Annotated in this window: 22 protein-coding genes; 12 read left to right on the top strand and 10 right to left on the bottom strand. The window is 55.5% G+C overall.

Annotated elements, in window-relative coordinates; all coding sequences use genetic code 11:
* Nucleotides 1-12 precede the first annotated feature (12 nt).
* Nucleotides 13-993: a YdcK family protein gene (gene ydcK / locus AAER43_RS11595; RefSeq protein WP_050863041.1), complete on the top strand. Its 981-nt coding sequence runs from the start codon at nucleotides 13-15 to the stop codon at nucleotides 991-993.
* Here the strand turns inward: ydcK and rimL are convergent.
* The 4 genes from rimL to AAER43_RS11575 form a co-directional block, all read right to left on the bottom strand.
* Nucleotides 988-1,527: a 50S ribosomal protein L7/L12-serine acetyltransferase gene (gene rimL / locus AAER43_RS11590; protein ID WP_047027944.1), complete on the bottom strand. Its 540-nt coding sequence runs from the start codon at nucleotides 1,525-1,527 to the stop codon at nucleotides 988-990. The two genes, ydcK and rimL, sit on opposite strands and share 6 nt — an antisense overlap.
* Before the next feature lie 105 nt (nucleotides 1,528-1,632).
* The gene (locus tag AAER43_RS11585) at nucleotides 1,633-3,288 is read right to left on the bottom strand and encodes a glucan biosynthesis protein (protein WP_014883798.1); all 1,656 of its coding nucleotides are present in this window, start codon (nucleotides 3,286-3,288) and stop codon (nucleotides 1,633-1,635) included.
* Nucleotides 3,289-3,530: 242 nt separating this feature from the next.
* A complete protein-coding gene (locus AAER43_RS11580) occupies nucleotides 3,531-4,304 on the bottom strand; it encodes a transporter substrate-binding domain-containing protein (RefSeq protein ID WP_023330389.1) in 774 nt (257 codons plus the stop codon).
* A gap of 10 nt (nucleotides 4,305-4,314) precedes the next feature.
* A complete protein-coding gene (locus AAER43_RS11575; protein WP_014883796.1) occupies nucleotides 4,315-5,484 on the bottom strand; it encodes a pyridoxal phosphate-dependent aminotransferase in 1,170 nt (389 codons plus the stop codon).
* Between the two features lie 114 nt (nucleotides 5,485-5,598).
* Between AAER43_RS11575 and AAER43_RS11570 the strand changes: the two genes are divergently transcribed.
* Nucleotides 5,599-6,441 (top strand): LysR family transcriptional regulator, encoded by an 843-nt coding sequence (locus tag AAER43_RS11570; RefSeq protein WP_014883795.1) that lies wholly within the window; start codon nucleotides 5,599-5,601, stop codon nucleotides 6,439-6,441.
* Here AAER43_RS11570 and AAER43_RS11565 read toward each other — a convergent pair.
* Together AAER43_RS11565 and AAER43_RS11560 are read right to left on the bottom strand one after the other, a co-directional pair.
* Entirely contained in the window at nucleotides 6,428-7,933 is a 1,506-nt protein-coding gene (locus tag AAER43_RS11565; protein WP_050863040.1) for a carboxylesterase/lipase family protein, read from the bottom strand. The genes AAER43_RS11570 and AAER43_RS11565 overlap by 14 nt on opposite strands.
* Nucleotides 7,934-7,976: 43 nt before the next feature.
* Entirely contained in the window at nucleotides 7,977-9,320 is a 1,344-nt protein-coding gene (locus tag AAER43_RS11560; protein ID WP_014883793.1) for a VOC family protein, read from the bottom strand.
* Nucleotides 9,321-9,848: 528 nt separating this feature from the next.
* Here AAER43_RS11560 and AAER43_RS11555 point away from each other — a divergent pair.
* The 8 genes from AAER43_RS11555 (at nucleotide 9,849) to AAER43_RS11520 (ending at nucleotide 16,386) form a co-directional block, all read left to right on the top strand.
* Nucleotides 9,849-10,034, top strand: coding sequence for a general stress protein (locus tag AAER43_RS11555; protein WP_014883792.1), 186 nt, complete (start codon nucleotides 9,849-9,851; stop codon nucleotides 10,032-10,034).
* Between the two features lie 94 nt (nucleotides 10,035-10,128).
* On the top strand, nucleotides 10,129-10,623 hold the full coding sequence (locus tag AAER43_RS11550; RefSeq protein ID WP_050863039.1) for a ferritin-like domain-containing protein: 495 nt from the start codon (nucleotides 10,129-10,131) through the stop codon (nucleotides 10,621-10,623).
* A gap of 23 nt (nucleotides 10,624-10,646) precedes the next feature.
* Nucleotides 10,647-10,850, top strand: a complete 204-nt coding sequence (locus AAER43_RS11545; RefSeq protein ID WP_023335667.1) for a hypothetical protein — start codon at nucleotides 10,647-10,649, stop codon at nucleotides 10,848-10,850.
* Nucleotides 10,851-10,875: 25 nt separating this feature from the next.
* The gene (locus AAER43_RS11540) at nucleotides 10,876-11,382 is read left to right on the top strand and encodes a ferritin-like domain-containing protein (RefSeq protein ID WP_050863038.1); all 507 of its coding nucleotides are present in this window, start codon (nucleotides 10,876-10,878) and stop codon (nucleotides 11,380-11,382) included.
* A 15-nt stretch (nucleotides 11,383-11,397) separates the two neighbouring features.
* Nucleotides 11,398-12,270 carry a manganese catalase family protein gene (locus tag AAER43_RS11535; RefSeq protein WP_008502274.1) on the top strand — a complete coding sequence of 291 codons (873 nt, stop codon included), beginning with the start codon at nucleotides 11,398-11,400 and terminating at the stop codon, nucleotides 12,268-12,270.
* 68 nt (nucleotides 12,271-12,338) lie between these two features.
* The gene (locus AAER43_RS11530; RefSeq protein ID WP_014883789.1) at nucleotides 12,339-13,742 is read left to right on the top strand and encodes a cytochrome ubiquinol oxidase subunit I; all 1,404 of its coding nucleotides are present in this window, start codon (nucleotides 12,339-12,341) and stop codon (nucleotides 13,740-13,742) included.
* Nucleotides 13,742-14,752, top strand: a complete 1,011-nt coding sequence (cydB, locus tag AAER43_RS11525) for a cytochrome d ubiquinol oxidase subunit II (protein WP_014883788.1) — start codon at nucleotides 13,742-13,744, stop codon at nucleotides 14,750-14,752. The genes AAER43_RS11530 and cydB overlap by 1 nt, the downstream gene beginning before the upstream one ends.
* A gap of 8 nt (nucleotides 14,753-14,760) precedes the next feature.
* Nucleotides 14,761-16,386, top strand: a complete 1,626-nt coding sequence (locus AAER43_RS11520; RefSeq protein WP_050863037.1) for an alpha-amylase family protein — start codon at nucleotides 14,761-14,763, stop codon at nucleotides 16,384-16,386.
* Here the strand turns inward: AAER43_RS11520 and AAER43_RS11515 are convergent, their stop codons facing one another.
* Genes AAER43_RS11515 through AAER43_RS11500 form a run of 4 tightly spaced genes read right to left on the bottom strand, consistent with a single transcriptional unit; the run spans nucleotide 16,387 to nucleotide 18,880 of the window.
* Nucleotides 16,387-17,373: an SDR family oxidoreductase gene (locus tag AAER43_RS11515; RefSeq protein WP_057057682.1), complete on the bottom strand. Its 987-nt coding sequence runs from the start codon at nucleotides 17,371-17,373 to the stop codon at nucleotides 16,387-16,389. It lies immediately after the preceding gene.
* 17 nt (nucleotides 17,374-17,390) lie between these two features.
* The gene (locus AAER43_RS11510; RefSeq protein WP_014883786.1) at nucleotides 17,391-17,909 is read right to left on the bottom strand and encodes a 2-oxo-tetronate isomerase; all 519 of its coding nucleotides are present in this window, start codon (nucleotides 17,907-17,909) and stop codon (nucleotides 17,391-17,393) included.
* Nucleotides 17,910-17,920: 11 nt separating this feature from the next.
* Nucleotides 17,921-18,367: a YetF domain-containing protein gene (locus tag AAER43_RS11505; RefSeq protein ID WP_014883785.1), complete on the bottom strand. Its 447-nt coding sequence runs from the start codon at nucleotides 18,365-18,367 to the stop codon at nucleotides 17,921-17,923.
* A 9-nt stretch (nucleotides 18,368-18,376) separates the two neighbouring features.
* On the bottom strand, nucleotides 18,377-18,880 hold the full coding sequence (locus AAER43_RS11500; protein WP_014883784.1) for a hypothetical protein: 504 nt from the start codon (nucleotides 18,878-18,880) through the stop codon (nucleotides 18,377-18,379).
* A 139-nt stretch (nucleotides 18,881-19,019) separates the two neighbouring features.
* On the opposite strand from AAER43_RS11500, the gene AAER43_RS11495 reads away from it, so the two are divergent.
* Both AAER43_RS11495 and AAER43_RS11490 read left to right on the top strand, forming a co-directional pair.
* Complete coding sequence (locus AAER43_RS11495) at nucleotides 19,020-19,409, top strand: YdeI family stress tolerance OB fold protein (protein ID WP_050863035.1); 390 nt, start codon at nucleotides 19,020-19,022, stop codon at nucleotides 19,407-19,409.
* A 64-nt stretch (nucleotides 19,410-19,473) separates the two neighbouring features.
* Complete coding sequence (locus AAER43_RS11490) at nucleotides 19,474-20,358, top strand: SDR family oxidoreductase (protein WP_014883782.1); 885 nt, start codon at nucleotides 19,474-19,476, stop codon at nucleotides 20,356-20,358.
* Nucleotides 20,359-20,531: the final 173 nt, after the last annotated feature.

The raw sequence follows: 20,531 nt of genomic DNA, 5'->3' as shown, positions 1-20,531 counted from the left end.
AGGGATCACACGATGAAAAAGTATCGGCTCAGCGATGAAACCCGCCTCTGGCAATGGAAAAGCGGCGAAACAACCCACACGACAACCTTACGGCAGATCATCGCCACGGCAGATTTTAACGATGTCACGGCCGGTACGAAAGGTGGCTGGATTGATGACGCGCGCGCCCTGTCACAGAATGGGGATTGCTGGATCTATGACGAGAACAGCGTGGTGTTCGCCGGTGCTACCGTGTCGGATCACGCGCGCCTGACCCTGCCCTGTACCGTCAGCCATGACGCCCGCATCAGCGGTCACTGCTGGCTGGACAGCGCCGAAGTCAGTCACGGCGCGCGGATAAGTGACAAGGTCACCATTCAGCACTCCTGCGTGCGGGGCGAGTGCCACATCTTCGGCGACGCGCGCATCCTGCATAACAGCGTCATCATCGCCGCCAAAGGACTGACGCCGGACCACGACCAGATCCTGCAAATCTATGACAAAGCGACGGTAAGCCGGTCGCGCGTTGTGCATCAGGCACAGATCTACGGCGAAGCGATGGTGAACAATGCGTTTATTGAACACCGCGCTGAGGTATTCGACAGTGCGATCCTCGAAGGGAACGATCTCAATAACGTCTGGGTGTGCGACTGCGCAAAGGTATACGGTAACGCCCGTCTGATTGCCGGTTTCGACGACGACGCCATCCCCACCGTGCGCTACAGTTCGCAGGTGGCGGAAAATGCCGTCGTGGAAGGCAACTGCGTCATTAAGCACCACGTCCTGATCGGCGGTCAGGCATGGCTGCGCGGGGGGCCGATCATGCTTGACGATAAAGTGGTGATTCAGGGACGCGCCCGGATCAGCGGCGATGTGTTGATCGAGCATCGGGTTGAAATCACCGACGATGCGGTCATTGAAGCCTTTTCGGGTGAGAGCATTCACCTGCGTGGCGAAAAGGTGATTAACGGCGACCAGCGCATCACCCGCACACCGCTGCTGGGGGCGCTATAGGGTAAAAATCTTCCCGTAGATGTTCACATCTTCAAAGCGGCCATTCAGGTATTCCGCTTCCCGCAGGCACCCTTCCAGCGTAAAACCGTTGCGCCGGGCAACGTTGTTGCTGCTCTGATTCGCCACCCGGCACTTAATCACAAAACGGCGGATCTCGCCGCGCTCAGCGTAATAGCGCATAAACGCCTGCAATGACTGAGAGAGGATCCCCTTCCCCTGGTGCGCCTCGTCCAGCCAGTAACCGATATAACCCGCTTTGTTGGCAGGCTCTATCGAATTAAACGACAGCACGCCGACCAGCGCATCATCCCGCCAGATCAAAAACATTTTGGCGTAGCCGCGCTGGTGCAGCATCTGGTTACTTAGCACATTGCGGCGGGTATCCTCTTCCGCGCCCACGTGCTGCGCCCAGTCAAAGGCAGTTTGCAGCCAGGTTTTGTTTTTGACGACGAGGTGATGGAGATCGGCGGTATAGCGCTCTTCGACGGCGCGAAGCTCGATATTCTGGGTAACGGGGATAATTTCTGCAGACATGGTGCCCCTCAATTGCCGGGTGGCGGCTGCGCCTTACCCGGCCTACTCTGGACGCATTTGTAGGCCGGGTAAGCGTTAGCGCCACCCGGCACAATCCCACAAGGATTAACGCATTATCCGGTCATCAACGTAGTGACGTTTATCCGGCGCTGGCGGGAAATACTGATACAGCCAGGTTTCACTGATGGCATCCCCCTGACAGCGCAGGAACAGGCGCATATCTACCGGCTCGGTCGAATCCGAGGTTGGGTACCAGTCAAACAGAATGCGATAACCGTCAAACGGTTCTACGTACAGGATCTCAACCTGCTTCGCCTCACCGCTGGAGAGAGTAATCACCGGCTCGATGCCTTTTGGCGCAGCGGCCTTCAGGTCGCCACCGACAAAGTCGATAGCAAAGCGGCGCGCCCACACTTTCGGGTAATTTTCACCCGGCGCCCAGCCTTCCGGGAAACCGCCCATGCCGGTGCGGGTGGCGAAAACATTAGCCAGCGGGGAACGCACCGGCGGCATTGCGCTCCAGTACAGGCGATATTTAAAGTCCAGCTCGTCGCCCGCTTTCACCGTTTTCTCCGGCTGCCAGAAGCAGACCACGTTATCCAGCGTTTCACCGGTGGTCGGGATCTCCATCAGACCAACCGCGCCTTTACCCCAGTCGTTGCGCGGTTCTACCCACAGGCTTGGACGCTTGTTATACCAGCCCATCACGTCCTGATAGTGCGAGAAATCACGATCCAGCTGCAGCAGACCAAACCCTTTTGGGTTTTTGTCCATATAGGCGTTGAACTGCAGCTTCTGCGGGTTGTTCAGCGGACGGCAGATCCACTCTCCGTTGCCGCGCCACATCGCCAGACGGTCTGAGTCATGGATTTGTGGGTGAATGGTGTCGCACATGCGTCGTTCGTTATTGCCGCAGCTGAACATACTGGTCATCGGCGCGATGCCGAGCTGTTTAATGTCTTTACGCGCATAGAGGTGGTTTTCCACCTCCATGATCACCTGGCTCTTCTCGCAGTGGATCACGAACTTATAGGCACCGGTAATGCTCGGGCTGTCCAGCAGCGTATAGACGGTAAACGTGGTGTCACCTGGCTTAACGGTTTCAAACCAGAAGGAGGTGAAGTCCGGGAACTCTTCCGGCGTGTCAGTAAAGGTGTCTACCGCCAGACCGCGCGCGGAAAGGCCGTACTGGTAGGTATCGTCAACCGCACGGAAATAGCTTGCGCCGAGGAAAGAGACGATATCGCGACGCGCCAGTTCCGGCGCCTTAAAGGCGCGGAAGCCTGCAAAGCCAAGATCGCTTTGCCCTTCCAGCTGTTTGGTATCCACACCGGTTTCACCGTAGCTGAACAACTCCGGTCGGAAGTGGATCTCACGCGCCATAGAGGTCGACTGGTCCAGCGAGAACATCCGCACGCGGCGGCGGAACCCCATTCCCATATGGAAGAACTGCACGTCCAGCTGACGCCCTTCAATGTTGTTCCACAGAGACTGCTTCTCATCGTAGCGGATGGCGTTGTACGCCTGCGGCGTCATGGTGGCCAGCGTGTCCGGCAGCGGACGTGGCGCACCACCCCACGGGGTTTTCGCCAGGTCATGCGCCATGGATTGCAGTACGGAGAAGTCAAAACGACGGCTCTGACCGTCAGCGATGTCAGAGTCAGCAGCGTATGCCGCTTTGGAAAACAGGGAAGCAAGGCCAGAGGTGCCGCTCAGGGCTGCCACTGCCAGCGAGCCTTTTAGAAAACGTCTGCGATTCATGCCTGGAAAAACGTCCTTATGGTCGTGTGAATGTGTTTCGCGCTCGGCGAAATGACGGCAAGAAAGAACGCACAGCCTAAACAAAAATGGTTAAGAATCCAATTGTTGCCCGGTGATTATATGAACAAAGTGAGAAATATTTTCTGTCGACCAGAACGGCCCGAAAGTGGTGTAAAGAAAGCCTGGAAAATGTGTAGAAAAATGCCCCGGTGCGACATCAGTCACCGGGGCTAATGAGGCGGTTATTTTACGCTGACATCGATACCCGGAAAGTACTTATCAGCGAGTTTAGCGATCGTGCCGTCGGCACGCACTTTATCAATCGCGGCATCAAGCTGCTTTTTGGTGGCCTCGTCACCTTTACGCAACCCAAAACCGATCCCACTCCCGAGGATAGTGTCGTCAGACACCGGTTTGCCGATGAAGCCAAACCCTTTCCCCTGCGGCTTGCTGAGGAAACCTGCCTGCCCGGCCGCGGACATCACCAGCGAGGCGTCGATACGGCCATTAAGCAGGTCGCCCCAGGCCATATTCTGATCTTTATAAGACACCACGGTGACACCCTGCTTTTCCCAGTGCTCTTTCGCATAGGTTTCCTGAATTGAGCCCTGCAGCACGCCAATGGTTTTCCCCTTCAGCCCTTCTGGGGTCGCTTCTACCGCCGTACCGGCCTTGCCGACCAGCTGCGACGGAATGCGGTAAATCGGCTGGGTAAAATCAATGCTCTTGCGGCGCTGCTCGGTGATATTCATCGCCGAATTAATGGCGTCGAATTTCTTCGCCACCAGACCCGGGATCAGCGCGTCAAACGAGGTTTCCACCCAGCTGCACTTCAGCGCTGCCGCTTTGCAAATGGCATTCCCCAGCTCAACGTCAAACCCTTCCAGTTCGCCTGAGGCATTACGGCTTTCAAACGGCGGATATTCCGCTTCCAGACCATAACGCAGCTCGGTCGCCGCGAAGGAAGAAAAGGTACACAGCAATCCCATGCCGACGACTAACGCGCGTAATTTCATCTTATACTCCTCAGCGTGATTTAACCCGACACAGGGCCTGGGCACCTGCCCGTAACGTCGCCTCATCTTTCGCAAAAGAGAGACGAATCAATTTATTATCCGTACCGTCCGCATAAAACGCCGACAGCGGAATGGTGGCAACGCCGTACTCCACGATCAGCCGTTTCACCAGCTCGCTGTCGCGCTCATCGCTGAACGCGCTGTAATCCGCCAGCATGAAAAACGACCCGGCGCTCGGTAGCAGGGTAAACGGCGAATCGGCCAGCAGACCGTGCAGCAGATCGCGCTTACGCTGGTAAAACGCCGACAGCGAGAGCCAGGTTTGCGGATCGACCATATGCTCCGCAAAGGCGTGCTGCATTGGCGTATCGGCAGAGAACATTAAAAATTGATGGACTTTACAAATCTCATCCATCAGTACCGCCGGGGCGACACAATACCCTACGCGCCAGCCGGTGACGTGATAGGTTTTTCCGAAAGATGAAATAATCACGCTGCGCTCCGCCAGCTGCGGGTGCGTGGCCATTCCATGATGCGGTTCACCGTCAAAAACCACGTGTTCGTACACTTCGTCAGACAAAATAATGATGTCGGTCTGGCGCGTCAGCGCCGCCAGCTGTTGCAGGTCATTGGCACAGAAGACCTGACCGCTCGGGTTGTGCGGCGTGTTAATGATGATCATGCGCGTGCGCGGGGTGATCGCGGCACGCACCTCATCCCAGTTGACGGCAAAATCCGGCACCGTGAGTTTGATAGCAATCGGGGTAGCCCCCTGCAGACGGACAATCGGCGCGTAGCTGTCAAAGGACGGTTCAAAGTAGATCACCTCATCACCGGGGTGCACGAGACCGCTTATCGCTGAATAGAGCCCTTCGCTGGCGCTGGCGGTCACCAGCACCTCGCTGGCAGGGTCATACTGCGTGCCGTAGAGCGTGGCAATTTTATCGGCAATGCGTTCTTTCAGCGGCTGCAGGCCGGTCATCGCCGCGTACTGGTTATGCCCTGACGCCATCGCTCGGGTGACGCCTGCAATCAGTTTCGGGTCACAGGAAAAATTCGGTGCGCCCTGAGAAAGGTTAATGGCGTTATGCTGTGCCGAAAGCTGGCCGATAACGGTAAAAATGGTGGTCCCCACATCTGGCAGTTTGGAGCGCGTTTGTACCGGCGTTCGTAAAGTCATCCTCTTTCCCTTCTCATGGACATTGCATAACTATTCAAACAACAAGTGCGTTGCCGGGACAATCGAATTGTTGTCATAATAGCCATGAGAAAAATGCATAGCTGAGGTGTTTCAATGTCTCGCCGTTCGCTCCCCCTTAACGCCATCGACGCATTTTTAGTCACCGCGCGTCATCTGAATCTTACCCATGCCGCCGCAGAGCTGTGTCTGACCCAGGGGGCCGTGAGCCGTAAGATCGCCTCCCTTGAGGCGTGGTTTGGCTTTCCGCTGTTTGAGCGCCACGCCCGCGGGCTGCGCCTATCACCGCAGGGCAGCGCCCTGCTTCCGGAGCTGCAATCCACTTTCGAACAGCTGCTGACCGTGGCCGACCAGGCCCGTAGCCAGCATACCGTGATCCGGCTTAAGGCCCCCACCTGCGCCATGCGCTGGCTGGTACCGCGCTTGCTGGAGGTGGAGCACGCGCATCCGGATCTGCAGATCGCGCTGACGACCACCACCGATCATAACGTCAATTTCAAAACCGAATCTTACGACGCGGCCATTGTGTTTGGCACGCATATGAGCGCAGGCGATCTGCTGTTCGAAGAGGCGCTCACGCCGGTCATCAGCCCGGTGCGGGCAGGTACAACGCTGGGTTCACTGACGTTCCTTCACCCTACGCGGGATAAAACCGACTGGTCACTGTGGCTGGCGAAGCAGGAAGGTCCCGGGTTTGTTATGCACAAAAATCAACACTTCGATACGATGGATCTCGCCATTACCGCCGCCATTCAGGGGCTGGGCGTCGCCATTGCCGACGAAACGCTGGTGGCAGAAGATGTGGGTGCCGGAAGGCTGATGCGGCCCTATGAGACAAGCGTAAAAACCGGCGCGAGCTACCGGCTGGTGCTGCGCGAAACGCCTGACGAAGAAAATGGACTGGCGGCGTTTCGCGCCTGTTTACTTAATCGAGGCTGACGTGGTGCTTCATCACCCGTTTAAAGAGGCTCATGCGCGCGTGCATAAAGCGGTTTTCAAGCCGGAAACCTGCATGTTTATTCACACCGATACGTAGCAGCACGTCCCGCCCTTTACGGCACGCGGGCCAGTGCGTCGGCCCCGACAGGCTATCATGCGTTCCGGCATCGCGCGCAAAGCTTACCCAGTAATCGGCTACCCTGGCAGCAAACTGCAGATCCCGTTCGTTGACATACTGACGTGAAGGCTCCACCTGGCCGAGGGTATCGAACACGTAGGGCACTTCATTGCCATGCCACGCGCCGTTGATATAGGTGGCATGCTCCGCTTCAGCGACATAGTCAAACCAGTAACGCCAGCAAAGCCCGCCGACACGCTGCTGCGCCTGCATCACGACATAGCCCATGGTGGTAAATGCCATATCGCGACACACCTGTCTGCCCAGCTCCTCGTCGCCTTTCACACCCGGATAAAGCAGCTTGATGAGCCCCAGCCCAAAACGACGCTCCCGGCGAAGCTTCTGGATTTGCCCGGCGAGATCGATGCCAAACACCGCCATGACGCTGGCTTCATCGCTGTTAGAACCTATCATCACCGGCACAGGGTGCTGGCGGGCAGCGAAAAAGACATCCAGCATGGCCTCCGGCAGGACGCAATCCCCGACGATCGGCGCCGGGGCGATGTTGAGTGGCGCGGTCAGCGGCCAGAATGACTCAGGTGGGATCGCGCGCAGCTGCTCTGCCGTCGCGTTTTCCAGCCCAAAATGGGCGGCCAGTGCTTCCCCTTTTTGCAGCGCCTGCTGGCGCGGCGTGTCGGGCAAGGTATATCCACTCTGGACTATCGCCTTGTGGAACAGCCCTTCCGCCAGCGGCGAGGCCAGCAACGACAGCACGCTGCGGGCGCCAGCGGACTCACCAAACAGGGTCACGTTATGCGGGTCGCCCCCAAACGCGGTGATATTCTCCCGCACCCATTCAAGCGCGGCAATCTGATCAAGCAGAGCAAAATTATGCACTACCCGCTCTTCTTCCCCCTCCAGCGCGGGATGGGCGAAAAAGCCGAGATGGCCGAGACGGTAGTTAATCGTGACCACAACCACGCCGCGCGCGGCCAGGGATTTGCCGTGATACGGTGGCAGACCACCGGCACCAATCGTAAACCCGCCCCCGTGCAGCCAGACCATCACCGGAAGCGATCCCGGGCGGTCGACGGGGGACCAGACATTCAGATAGAGACAGTCTTCAGAGAACTGGCCGGGATCGCCCCCGCCCAGCTCCTGACAATATTCGCTGCTTTGCCAGCTTGAGGCCGAAAATGCAGTGGCATCGCGAACGCCATCCCAGCGTTCTGGTGGACGCGGTGAGCGCCAGCGCCAGTCACCCACTGGCGGTGCAGCATAGGGAATACCGCACCAGCGGTGGACATTTTCATCGGTTAAACCAGTCAGTGCGCCCTGGCGCGTTTCAACCACAGGGGCGGAAGGATTTTGCATAACGACCTTATTTTTTCCATCACACCCCTGCAGAGTAACGGTTTCAGAGCAAACCGCAACGCTGTTTGCTGCGCGTTTCAGCCTCCTCATAGAGGGAGAATTCGTCATACACCGGGCAGCCGAGCGCGGCTTCAAACGCGTCGCGGCTGGCATTACCGTGACTGCGCGCCTGAGTTTCATTCCCGAGATTGGACTGGAAAATCCCGGCGGCGCTGACCGGAAGAAAATCTTCGTAGGTAATCGGCTGGGCAACGACCCACCCGCGCTCAATCAGCGGCTGCGGATCGTCGCCGGGACGGAACGCATGACGATGGGCTTCCCCGGCGGGCGTCAGACGGTAGCGGAAATAAGCCAGTTCCTGGCGGCGCATTAACAGCTCGCTGTCCGGGAAGGCGCTGAAAATCTCACGCAAATGAAGCTGGTGCGTCAGGTTATCTTTGCCGGTACCGGCCTTAGCCAGCAGGCTATCGTACAGTTCACGGCCTTTCGGCGTCAGCGCCACGCCGCGCTGTTCTATTTCACCGAAGCGGGCGGTGTGGGTGCCCTTATGTTCACCGGCAAACAGCACCGGCTCTTCGAGCGCCTTGAAGCTGGTTTGACGCAATAACACGGGCACGTCACGACGCGGCGGCCCTTCGATCAGAATTTTGGGCTCAATACCATACTTCGGCATCAGCTCCTGCACCCGGTCAATATCCAGCGTGCGCGGCGTGAGGTGGTTAATATGGCACCCCGGGAAGCAGACCACATCCGCAATCAGGCGATGTTCGTTATGCAGTGCCAGATAAGTTTCCTGATCGACCGTCGCATGGCGGTGCCAGCGGAAGGTTTCCAGCGCTTCCTGAACAAACTCACGCGCCTGGACGTCAGTAAACTGCCCTTCTGATTCCCAGAGATCGAGAAGTGCCAGACAGCGCGGGGTAAAAATGTTCCGCTGAGCAAGGATCTCCGCCGCGCGCTCGCGTAGCGGGACGTTTTCTATCAGCTCAAGGCGCAGCAGTGAGGTAAAGATACGAAACGGATTCCGGCACAGCGCCGCATCATCTACCGGACGAAACGCCGTTGAGTGAACCGGCACCCCCGCCTGAGAGAGATCGTAATAGCTGACCGGATACATGCCCATAATGGCAAACATACGACGCAGGGTGGAAAGCTCTTGCGCCGTGCCGACGCGGATCGCGCCGTGGCGCTCCACGTTCAGACGGGCAAGTTCATCGGCGTTCGCCAGTTGTTCATGTAATAGCGGGTTATTTTCCAGAACCGCCAGGTTTACGTCCGCGACCAGTTCGAGCAACGTGCCGTACTGCGGAACTTCCTGCTGGTACATCGCCGACATAGCCTGCGAAAAATGTTCCCGAATATCATCAGCCGTGATGGTGTTCGCCATGATGTCATGCCTCCAGTGAATATTACCTGGAGTGTAGAGAAACCCGTTCCTTCCGGGGGGAAAGATTTCTGATTTGTGATCTTAAGACGACAGTGGTCAAACCGTGTGCGACTGGCCTCTGAACAAGCCTTAACGAAACCGCCCTTTCGCGCCTGTCGCTTTTTATCCAGGATTTTCCTTATAATTATTTATGGTTTCGCTTTCTAGCTATAAAGGAGTATTTTTTATTTTTCCCTGACTGCAAATCAACCAATTTGAGGGCGTCATTATTTTTATCCTCAGCTTTCAAATTTTTAGCTCAAAGTTAGGAATAATCTGAACAGTTGTTTACAAGTCCTTCCTGTCTATCCATATTTCCAACGCAAGCGAAGCGCAAATTTACAAATATTTAAAAATAACGCAACCGCAAATAGCAAAGCGCATTTGACGAATAGCGCACAGCGACTAGAGTTATTACTCGAACGACGAGTGATACGGAATATATTCGTATCGTACTGACATAACCAATATATGACTATGAGGTTTAATATGGCAGAGCATCGTGGTGGTTCAGGTAATTTCGCGCAAGACCGTGAAAAAGCATCAGAAGCTGGTCGTAAAGGTGGCCAGCACAGCGGTGGTAATTTTAAAAACGATCCGCAACGCGCATCTGAAGCGGGTAAGAAAGGGGGACAGAACAGTCACGGCGGAGGCCGTAAATCTGATAACTCCTGATCTTATTTAGTACTCTTTTAATAAAACCAGAGAGCATGCTGCGGGCTGAAAAGCTCGCAGTACCCTTTCTTTATTTTACCGGAGCGTAATAATTATGAATATGAAAAGTGTAGAGGATGTATTTATTCATCTTCTGTCGGATACCTACAGCGCAGAAAAGCAGCTTACCCGAGCGTTAAGCAAACTTGCCCGCGCCGCCTCCAGCGAGAAGCTGAGCGCCGCCTTCACCGCACACCTTGAAGAGACGCAAGGTCAGATCGAACGCATCGATCAGATTATCGAGCAGGAAGACGGTATCAAGCTCAAGCGCATGAAATGCGTGGCAATGGAAGGCTTAATTGAAGAGGCGAACGAAGTTATCGAAAGCACGGAAAAAAATGAAGTGCGTGATGCCGCGTTAATTGCCGCAGCCCAAAAAGTGGAGCATTACGAAATTGCCAGCTACGGTACCCTTGCCACCCTGGCAGAGCAGCTTGGCGATAAAAAAGCCGTTAAGCTTCTTGCAGAAACACTGGAAGAAGAAAAAGAGACCGACCTTAAACTCACCGATCTGGCCGTAGGAAATATTAACCAAAAAGCGCAAAAATGACGCTATAACACAGGTTAAATAAAATGAGTATCAGTCCCAGGACAATTAAACGGTGCCATTTAACGGCAGCTATAATATGGTTCATTCTCGCTATCCCTTCCGTAATATGGTGGAAGAGCAGCGTACTATGGGTCATTATCATCAGCATCTACGCTAATATTGTCGGCCATTTATCTGGCTACAGTGCCGCGCGTGCCGATCAGGCTGCTGAAAGTGAGACCAAATAAGCGAACCCCAAATGAGGATATAATAATGAATCACGTAGAACACTACCATGACTGGCTACGCGATGCCCATGCGATGGAAAAGCAAGCTGAGTCAATGCTGGAATCCATGGCCAGCCGTATCGATAATTATCCTGATGTTCGCGCCAGAATTGAACAACATATTAATGAGACAAAACGCCAAATTACATTGCTGGAGGAGATCCTTGATCGCAATGATATTTCTCATTCAGTTTTGAAAGATTCAATGAGCAAGATGGCGGCGCTGGGTCAGTCCATCGGCGGGATGTTCCCTTCTGATGAGATTGTGAAGGGGTCAATTAGCGGCTATGTCTTTGAACAGTTTGAAATCGCCTGCTACACCTCGCTGCTTGCCGCGGCTAAAAAAGCGGGTGACGTTGCGTCGGTGCCTGCCATTGAGACGATCCTCGCGGAAGAGCGCGAGATGGCCGACTGGTTGATTCGTCATATTCCGCAGACCACGGAACAGTTCCTGCTGCGTTCAGACGCATCGGGCGTCGAAGCAAAAAAATAATCAGGGAGAATCGCCATGTTCCGACACGTTAAACAGCTGCAATATACGGTTCGCGTTGCTGAACCGAACCCAGGCCTCGCCAATCTTTTACTGGAACAGTTCGGTGGGCCGCAGGGCGAACTGGCTGCCGCCTGCCGGTACTTTACGCAAGGATTGAGCGATGACGATCCGGGCCGTAAAGATATGCTGATGGATATCGCGACCGAGGAGTTAAGCCACCTCGAAATCATCGGTACCCTGGTGGGCATGCTGAATAAAGGCGCGAAAGGCGCGCTGGCGGAAGGGGTGGAAAACGAGGCCGAGCTGTATCGGTCCATGACCGAAAACGGCAATGACAGCCATATTACCTCCCTGCTCTACGGTGGTGGCACCCCGCTCACTAACTCTGCGGGCGTGCCCTGGACGGCGGCCTACGTGGACACCATCGGCGAGCCAACGGCGGACCTGCGCTCAAACGTGGCAGCAGAGGCCAGAGCGAAAATCATCTATGAACGGCTGATCAACGTGACCGACGATCCCGGCGTAAAGGATGCCCTGGCGTTTCTGATGACGCGCGAGGCGGCGCATCAGCTCTCCTTTGAGAAGGCGCTGCAGTCTATCCGTAATAATTTCCCGCCGGGAAAATTGCCGCCAATCGAGGAATTCACCAACAAGTACTACAATATGTCTGAAGGTGGAGAGGTTCGCGGAAGCTGGAACAGCGATAAACATTTCGATTACGTTGAGTCCCCCCAGCCTGCGGTTGACGGCGGCGATGGCAGCGCAAGCGTCACGCTCACAACCGAACAGGCAACCCTGGTCAAGGCGATGTCTGCCCGTACGAAGTCCGATCCACATTCCGACCCGCTGACCGGTGCCGAGCTGGGTGCCGGTAAGACTAAACCGTAATCGGTTTTGCCGGGCAGCCATAAACTGCCCGGCAATTCTCGTGCCCCATCGTTTCAGAGGTACGGACCATGTTCGAACTCGATGCATTTCATCTGGCCAGAATTCAGTTCGCTTTTACCGTCTCGTTCCATATCCTTTTTCCCGCGATCACCATCGGACTCGCCAGCTATCTGGTCGTGCTGGAGGGGATGTGGCTGCGCACCAAAAACGATGTCTGGCGATCGCTGTATCACTTCTGGCTAAAGATATTTGCCGTTAACTTCGGTATGGGGGTCGTTTCCGGATTGGTCATGGCGTACCAGTTTGGCACCAACTGGAGCGGATTCTCACAGTTCGCGGGCAGTATCACCGGTCCACTCCTCACCTATGAAGTCTTAACCGCTTTCTTCCTGGAAGCCGGTTTCCTGGGTGTAATGATGTTCGGCTGGAATAAGGTTGGCCCGGGCCTGCACTTCTTTTCCACCTGCATGGTCGCGCTCGGCACCTTAATGTCGACCTTCTGGATCCTCGCCTCCAACAGCTGGATGCATACGCCGCAGGGGTTCACCATCGAGAACGGACAGGTCATTCCGCAAGACTGGCTGGCAATCGTCTTTAACCCCTCCTTCCCTTATCGCCTGATTCATATGGCTATTGCCGCGTTTCTGAGCAGCGCGCTGTTTGTCGGCGCGTCGGGTGCCTGGCACCTGCTGCGCGGTAACGATACGCCCGCCATCCGAACCATGTTCTCGATGGCCATGTGGATGGCGCTGCTGGTCGCCCCCATCCAGGCGGTGGTGGGCGATATGCACGGCCTGAACACGCTTGAGCATCAGCCCGCCAAAATCGCCGCCATTGAGGGACACTGGGAAAATCCGCCCGGCGAGGCCACCCCACTGCTGCTGTTTGGCCTGCCGGATATGGAGGAGGAACGCACCAAATACGGCCTCGAGATCCCCGCGCTCGGCAGCCTGATCCTGACACATAGCCTGGATAAACAGGTTCCGGCCCTGAAAGATTTCCCGAAAGAAGATCGCCCAAACTCGACCATCGTTTTCTGGTCGTTCCGCATCATGGTCGGGATGGGGCTGCTGATGATTACCCTCGGTCTGCTCAGCCTCTGGCTACGCTACCGTCACCGGCTTTTCCACTCGCGCCCGTTCCACTGGTTTGCGCTCTGCATGGGGCCAGCGGGTCTGCTGGCGCTGCTCGCCGGCTGGGTGACCACCGAAGTGGGCCGTCAACCGTGGGTGGTCTATGGTTATCTGCGCACGATAGATGCGGTCTCCCTGCACAGTACTCTGCAAATGAGCATCAGCTTGCTGGCCTTCTTCGTTGTCTACTCGTCGGTGTTCGGCGTGGGGTATGTTTACCTCATCAGGTTGATTAAGAAAGGTCCGCAGCCCGTCGATACGCTGACGTCAAACACGTCGGGCACTCCCGCCCGTCCGCTGTCTGCCGCGGAGTCCGTTTCAGAACAGGAGAGAATCTGATGGGCGTTGATATCGCTGTTATCTGGTTTGCCATCATCGTCTTTGCCACGCTGATGTACATCATTATGGATGGCTTTGATTTGGGCATCGGTCTGCTGTTCAACTTCGTGGGCGATGCCAGGGAACGCGATGTGATGGTTAACAGCGTGGCCCCGGTGTGGGACGGTAACGAAACCTGGCTGGTGCTCGGCGGCGCGGGATTGTTCGGCGCGTTTCCGCTGGCCTACGCGGTGATTATTGATGCGTTGACCATCCCCCTCACCGCCATGCTCATCGGCCTCATCTTTCGCGGCGTCGCCTTTGAGTTCCGTTTTAAAGCGACGCCCTCACACCGCAAATTCTGGGACTACTCCTTCGCAGGCGGGTCCTTGCTCGCCACCTTCAGCCAGGGGATCGTCGTAGGGGCAGTGATCAATGGCTTTGACGTGGAAGGCCGGCGCTTTGTCGGCTCTGCGCTTGACTGGCTGACGCCCTTCAATCTTTTCTGTGGCATCGGGCTGGTCGTTGCCTATACGCTGCTGGGGACCACCTGGCTCATAATGAAAAGCGAAGGCGCACTGCAAAACCGCATGCGCGAGCTGACGCGCCACGTGCTGCTGGCACTGGTGGTGGTTATTGCGGTGGTCAGCGTCTGGACGCCGCTTGGCTGGCAGTACGTGGCCGACCGCTGGTTTACCTTGCCCAACTTCTTCTGGTTCCTGCCGGTTCCCCTGCTGGTAGGGCTGTTTACGGTGCTGATCTGGCGGTTGACCCGCAACCCGGCCAGCCACTCGCGTCCGTTCCTGCTCACGCTGGGGCTGATCTTCCTCGGTTTTAGCGGCCTGGGTATCAGCCTGTGGCCAAACATTATTCCGCCCCATATCACCCTGTGGGAAGCCGCGGCACCGCCCGCCAGCCAGCTATTTATGCTGGTCGGCACCCTGCTGATCATTCCGGTGATTCTGGTGTACACCGCCTGGAGCTACTACGTCTTCCGGGGCAAAGTGTCGGATACTGAAGGCTATCACTGAGGAACGCTATGACAGACTGGCATACACGGGCCATTATTTATCAAATTGATACCGCACTGTTTTATGATATGAACGGCGATGGTTGTGGAGACATCGCCGGAATTGCGGCCAAGCTGCGTTATATCCGCCGCATGGGCGCGACGGTTATCTGGATCACCCCATTTTACCTCACCCCCTTTCTGGACGAAGGCTACGACGTTAGCGACCATCTGCAGGTGGATCCGCGCTTCGGTAAACTGGCCGATATCATCGCCTTTATCGAACAGGCCCGGGAGCTGGGCATGCAGGTCATAATTGAGCTGCTGATCCAGCATACCTCAGACGCGCATCCGTGGTTCCAGCAGGCCCGCCGAAACCCGGCATCCCCCTATCGTGATTACTACCTCTGGTCGGACAACGACGATGACGACACGCCCCCAATGTTTCCCGGCGTGGAAAAGAGCGTCTGGAGCTGGGACGACGAGGCGGGACAGTACTACCGGCATATGTTTTATCGCCATGAGCCGGATCTGAACCTGACCTCGCCTGCGGTACTTAAAGAGATTGAGAACATCATTCTGTTCTGGCTTAAGCTGGGGGTGTCGGGCTTTCGCCTGGATGCCGCCACCCACCTCACCAGACAGGCAGGAAACGGTGACGAAAAAAAAGGGCTGTGGATCCTGGAGCATATGCGCCGTCTTATTGAGCAACGTAATCCAGACGCGATCCTGCTTGGTGAAGTCGACGTCGACGTCAAGACGTATAAAGACTACTTCGGCAATAACGATCGCCTGAATCTGGTGCTCAATTTCTGGCTCAATAAGTATTTTTACGTCAGCCTGGCGAGGAAAAGCGCCCGTCCGCTGCGTAATGCGGTGAAAAAGATGATCGTCCCGCCCGACTCATGCTGTTTTGCCAACTGGCTGCGCAATCATGACGAGCTGGATCTGGAGGGCATTAGTCAGAAAGATAAGCAGTTTGTCCTTGATACCTTCGCCCCTGACGAAGAGATGAACGTCTATCAGCGCGGGATCCGCCGCCGCCTTGCGCCGATGCTGAATGGCGATCACAAGCGGCTGGCGTTCTGTCACGCCGTGCTCTTTTCCCTGCCGGGTGTCCCGGTGATGCGCTACGGGGATGAGATCGGCATGGGCGACGACCTGGAACTGGAAGAGCGTTACGCCGTTCGTACGCCGATGCAGTGGGCCCGATCGGCGGGGGGCGGTTTTTCCGCGGCCAACCCGGAAAAATTTATTGCCCCCATCATCGATCGCGGCCCGTATCGCTATCAGAAAATCAACGTCGCTGATTCGCTGCTTCACCGCAACTCGCTTCTGCACCGAATCATGGATATTGCCAATACCCGCTCAGAGTTCCCCGAAATTGCCGTTGCGCCCTTTCGTCTCATTACCCTCGATCACGACGCGGTGCTGGGGCTGTATTACGAGACCGATGAACGCAGCATCCTGACCTTCGTCAACTTCAGCGACCAGCCGGTGAAGTTCGCCGCAAAAGGGATCCGCAATGCCACCTGGACCGCCTGTCTCGCGGACAAACGCTACGACGACGCGCTGGTGTGCGGCAAAACCGTCGAGCTCACTCTTGGCGGTTACGGTTACCGCTGGTTCTGGACCCACCGTAGCGCGCTGCGCTGATTATCTTCTCCCTCGAATTATCAGGCGGGTCAGCATAATCCCCGCCACCGCGAGGGCGCCCAGTGCCACCTTGCCAGGCATACCGGAGGTGACGGACGGGGCTCGGTTCTTCGCCTCGTCTGTAAAACGGCCATGGATTTTGTGCAGATCATTAACCGGCTGGTCAAGATAGTCCCGGCGATCCGGTGCGTTCAGATCGTCGGTCATCTGACCTTCCCAGGCTTTTTTAACCATCAGCCGGTCAAGTAAACTCGGGAAAAGAAATTGCCCGACGATCGACTGAATCGTGCTGCTTCCCACCCACAGTTCCCGTACCGGTTTTTGTGCAACCTTAAAGATGGCGCGGGCGGCGACTTCGGGCTCAAAAACCGGTGGCACCGGGCGCATCGCCCAGGCGAACTTATTCCTCGCCCATTCGAACTGCGGCGTGTTAAGCCCCGGCATCTGAACCATCGAAAGCTGAACCCGGCTGTTTTCATGCATCAGTTCGGTACGCACCGCATCGGTGAAGCCGCGGATCGCCGCTTTGGCGCCACAGTAAGCGGACTGCAAAGGAATGGAACGGTAGGCCAGCGCGGATCCCACCTGGATAATCACGCCTCTGTCGCGGGGCACCATCAGCTCCAGCGCGGCGCGAGTGCCGTTGACAAAGCCGAGGTAGGTCACGTCAGTCACACGACGAAACTCATCCGGCGTAAGGGTGCGAAACGGTGCCAGCACGGCGCCCATGGCATTGTTAACCCACACGTCAATCGCCCCAAGGCGATACTCAATCTCGTTAGCGGCATCCACCACCGCCTGACTGTCGGCGACGTCCGCCTGCACCGCGTGGGCATTGACCCCAAAGCGCTTTAATTCCTCCTGAGTGGAGTGCAGGCTGGCTTCATCGCGGGCGATAAGTCCCACATCGTAGCCCGCCTTTGCAAAGTGCAGTGCCGTGGCTTTTCCCACGCCCGCCGTCCCGCCAGTAATCACTATGACAGCCATACAACCTCCACGTGAATTTACCCGATATTGTCGTCCGACAAGGTTGTTACCAGTTCAGCCAGCGCAAAATGCACCGCTTTTTCCACCACGTCCTGACAGTCACCGGAGAAAAGAACGGTGCGGGTTTTCGTCTCGCCGCAAATATTCCAGCCAAAGCAGACCGTCCCTGCCGCCGTCCCATCGTCGCCCCCTTCAGGGCCTGCGTATCCGCTGATGGCAATGCTGATATCCGCCTGGGCCATATCGCGGATACTGGCGGCCATCTCGCCCACCGTCGGTTCGCTGACGGCGGTATAGCGCGCCAGCGTTTCAGAACGCACGCCGAGGATCCGCGCTTTTGCTTCATCGCTGAATACCACCAGCCCGACATCATAAAAATCGGCGGTGTTCTCTTCTGCGCACAACGCGACCGAGAGCTTTCCCCCCGTACAGGATTCCGCCGTGGTTAAGCGCAGCCCGGCATCGGTTAATTTACTCGCCAGCTTTTTCGTTAATTCACTTACGGTATAATGATCGTCGTGAAACAGATTGCTCATTTTGCCGCCTCTTATTTCTCAAAAGGAATGATTGAAATATGCCCATTACGTTCGAATATGGCATATTTGATTTCACTCATTTTTGTAATGCCATTATTCTGACGCGCTGACACCAGAATATCATCACAGGATACGTCGACTTTTTTAAGTTTATCCGCTAACGGCACGCCATTCTCTACCAGAATGACGGGATTACCATCCAGAATATTTTCCACCGGGGAAAAATATTTCTTCATCAACCCAAAGAGAATATCCACTACCACCAGCGTGGTAATCGTTATCATCGCCCCGGTGACAGAAAAGTCCTGCCCCAGAAGCGCCTGCTGCGTGGCTTCACTAATAATTAACAGTAGAATAAGATCAAAGCTGGTCATCTGTAGCAGCGCGCGTCGCCCCGCCACTTTAAATACCACCACGAGAAACAGATAAATCGCCAGCGCACGAAAGACCATATCCATATCAGCCTCCTACGGGTAAATAAATTGCCAGACGGTGATCTCCGGCTCGTTGTTTGCGCGGATGACAGTATTCCATTTACCGGCCCGGGTCGGGGTCGTGAAGTACAACACGGAGAACCTGTCTGACTTCTGGAGCGTGTCATAGACGAAATAGAGGGTTTTCCCACGGCTATACATTCTGTCCGGCTGCGGCCAGACGCTGCCGGGTTCGTAAACGTCGCTGCGCTCGCTGGTGATGCTGAGCGTGAAGTGACCCGCCGTTTTCACCGGAAACGTAAATTGCATCCTTGACTCGGTCTCCCGACGGCCAAAGCGTTCATAGTGAATGGTCAGAGATTTAGCAGAATTGGTCCTGGACGTGTCGCTCACCATGCCGCTGGAAAACAGACCGGCCATCGCTGCGATGATAATACCTAAAAGCAGCACAAAACCCACCTGGCGAAATGCATATTCAAACCTGAGCAAGCGATAACTCTCATCTATCCCGGGTAACTTTTCATTTTCACGCTTCATGGTTGTCGTCACCGTTTCGCTTATTTTATGAGTGTTTTGATTTCAAAAGAGATTGTTTTTAAGACTTATCACATTTGCCACATAAAGGAATAGCAACAATACTTAATAAGTCAAGACACCCAAAAATGAAGGATATCAGATGAAATTATCACTTATTTCCGCTTTTTTGATATTTTTGGTTCCATCAGCATGGGCAGATAATAACGGCGGGTTACAAAAAGGTGACGCGCCGCCCCCGCCTCACGCGCTGGATAGCGGATATCGTGGAACCGATGATGCGCGTATTATGACCATCGATCAGGCCAAACAAATGCATGACGGCGCGACAATTTCATTACGCGGTAATCTTATTGATGGTAGCGGCGATAAGTTTGTATTCCAGGATAAAACCGGAAAAATCGACGTTAATATTCCCCAGGCAGTCTTCGACGGCAGAACGGTAAAACCCGACCAGATGATCAGTATCAACGGTTCGCTTGATAAAAAATCATCTCCTGCCGTCGTCCGTGTTGATCGTTTGCAGAAATAATTCAGCGAAGCGTTAACGCTGCAACTATCCATCAAATCTCACCCCTTGGCTTAAGGAGTCAGCTATGAGTGATACTACACAACGTACGAACGCTTACCCGCAACCCCCGTTCCCGGAACAGCCGCAAACGCCGCCGGGACTGGCATCAGAGATGCAACCTGTACCCGATCATGGGGAAAAAAGCTACAAAGGGCATGGCCGCCTTACCGGCAAAAAAGCGCTGATCACCGGGGGTGACTCCGGGATAGGTCGCGCGGTGGCTATCGCCTATGCCCGTGAAGGGGCTGACGTTGCCATCAACTATTTGCCTGAAGAGGAAAAAGACGCCGCAGAGGTGATCGCGCTGATCAAAGCGGAAGGACGCAAAGCCATCGCGCTGCCGGGGGATATCCGGGATGAAACCTTCTGTCAGAATCTGGTCGAGGAAGCCGTCTCTAAGCTGGGTGGCCTGGATATTCTGATCAATAACGCGGGCCGTCAGCAGTACCGGGAGTCTCTGGAAGAGCTCACCACCGAAGACTTTGACGCGACGTTTAAAACCAACGTTTATGCCCCCTTCTGGATCACCAAGGCGGCGCTGCGCCATCTGAAGGCGTCGTCCGTTATCATTAACACCTCCTCGGTTCAGGCAGTGAAGCCCAGCCCCGTGCTGCTGGACTACGCCCAGACGAAAGCCTGTCTGGCCGTATTTACTAAATCCTTAGCCAAACAGCTGGGCCCAAAAGGCATTCGCGTCAACGCGGTGGCGCCTGGACCGTACTGGACGGTGCTGCAGTCAAGCGGCGGTCAGCCAATGGAAAAAGTGAAGGAGTTTGGCGGCGATACGCCACTGGGGCGTCCGGGTCAACCGGTAGAAATTGCTCCGCTGTACGTCACGCTGGCCTCGGATGCGTGTTCCTATACGTCCGGTCAGGTGTGGTGTTCTGACGGCGGGGATGGCGTGATCTAATGGGGTACTGATGTAACCCCTCGGCACTGAGCAATAAATGAACAAGGACGTTCGCCTGCAGCCCCTCCCGAAAAACATGTTGTAACTCAAACAGATCAAATGTTAAAAATATTTTGCTATCAGGTTATCAAAATTAAACAACTTAACTTGTCACTCGCATCGCTCTGTTTTTA

The sequence above is a fragment of the Enterobacter sp. FUJ80071 genome (assembly GCF_038739915.1).
Lineage (GTDB): Bacteria > Pseudomonadota > Gammaproteobacteria > Enterobacterales > Enterobacteriaceae > Enterobacter > Enterobacter kobei.
This window is presented reverse-complemented; position numbering and strand designations above follow the sequence as displayed.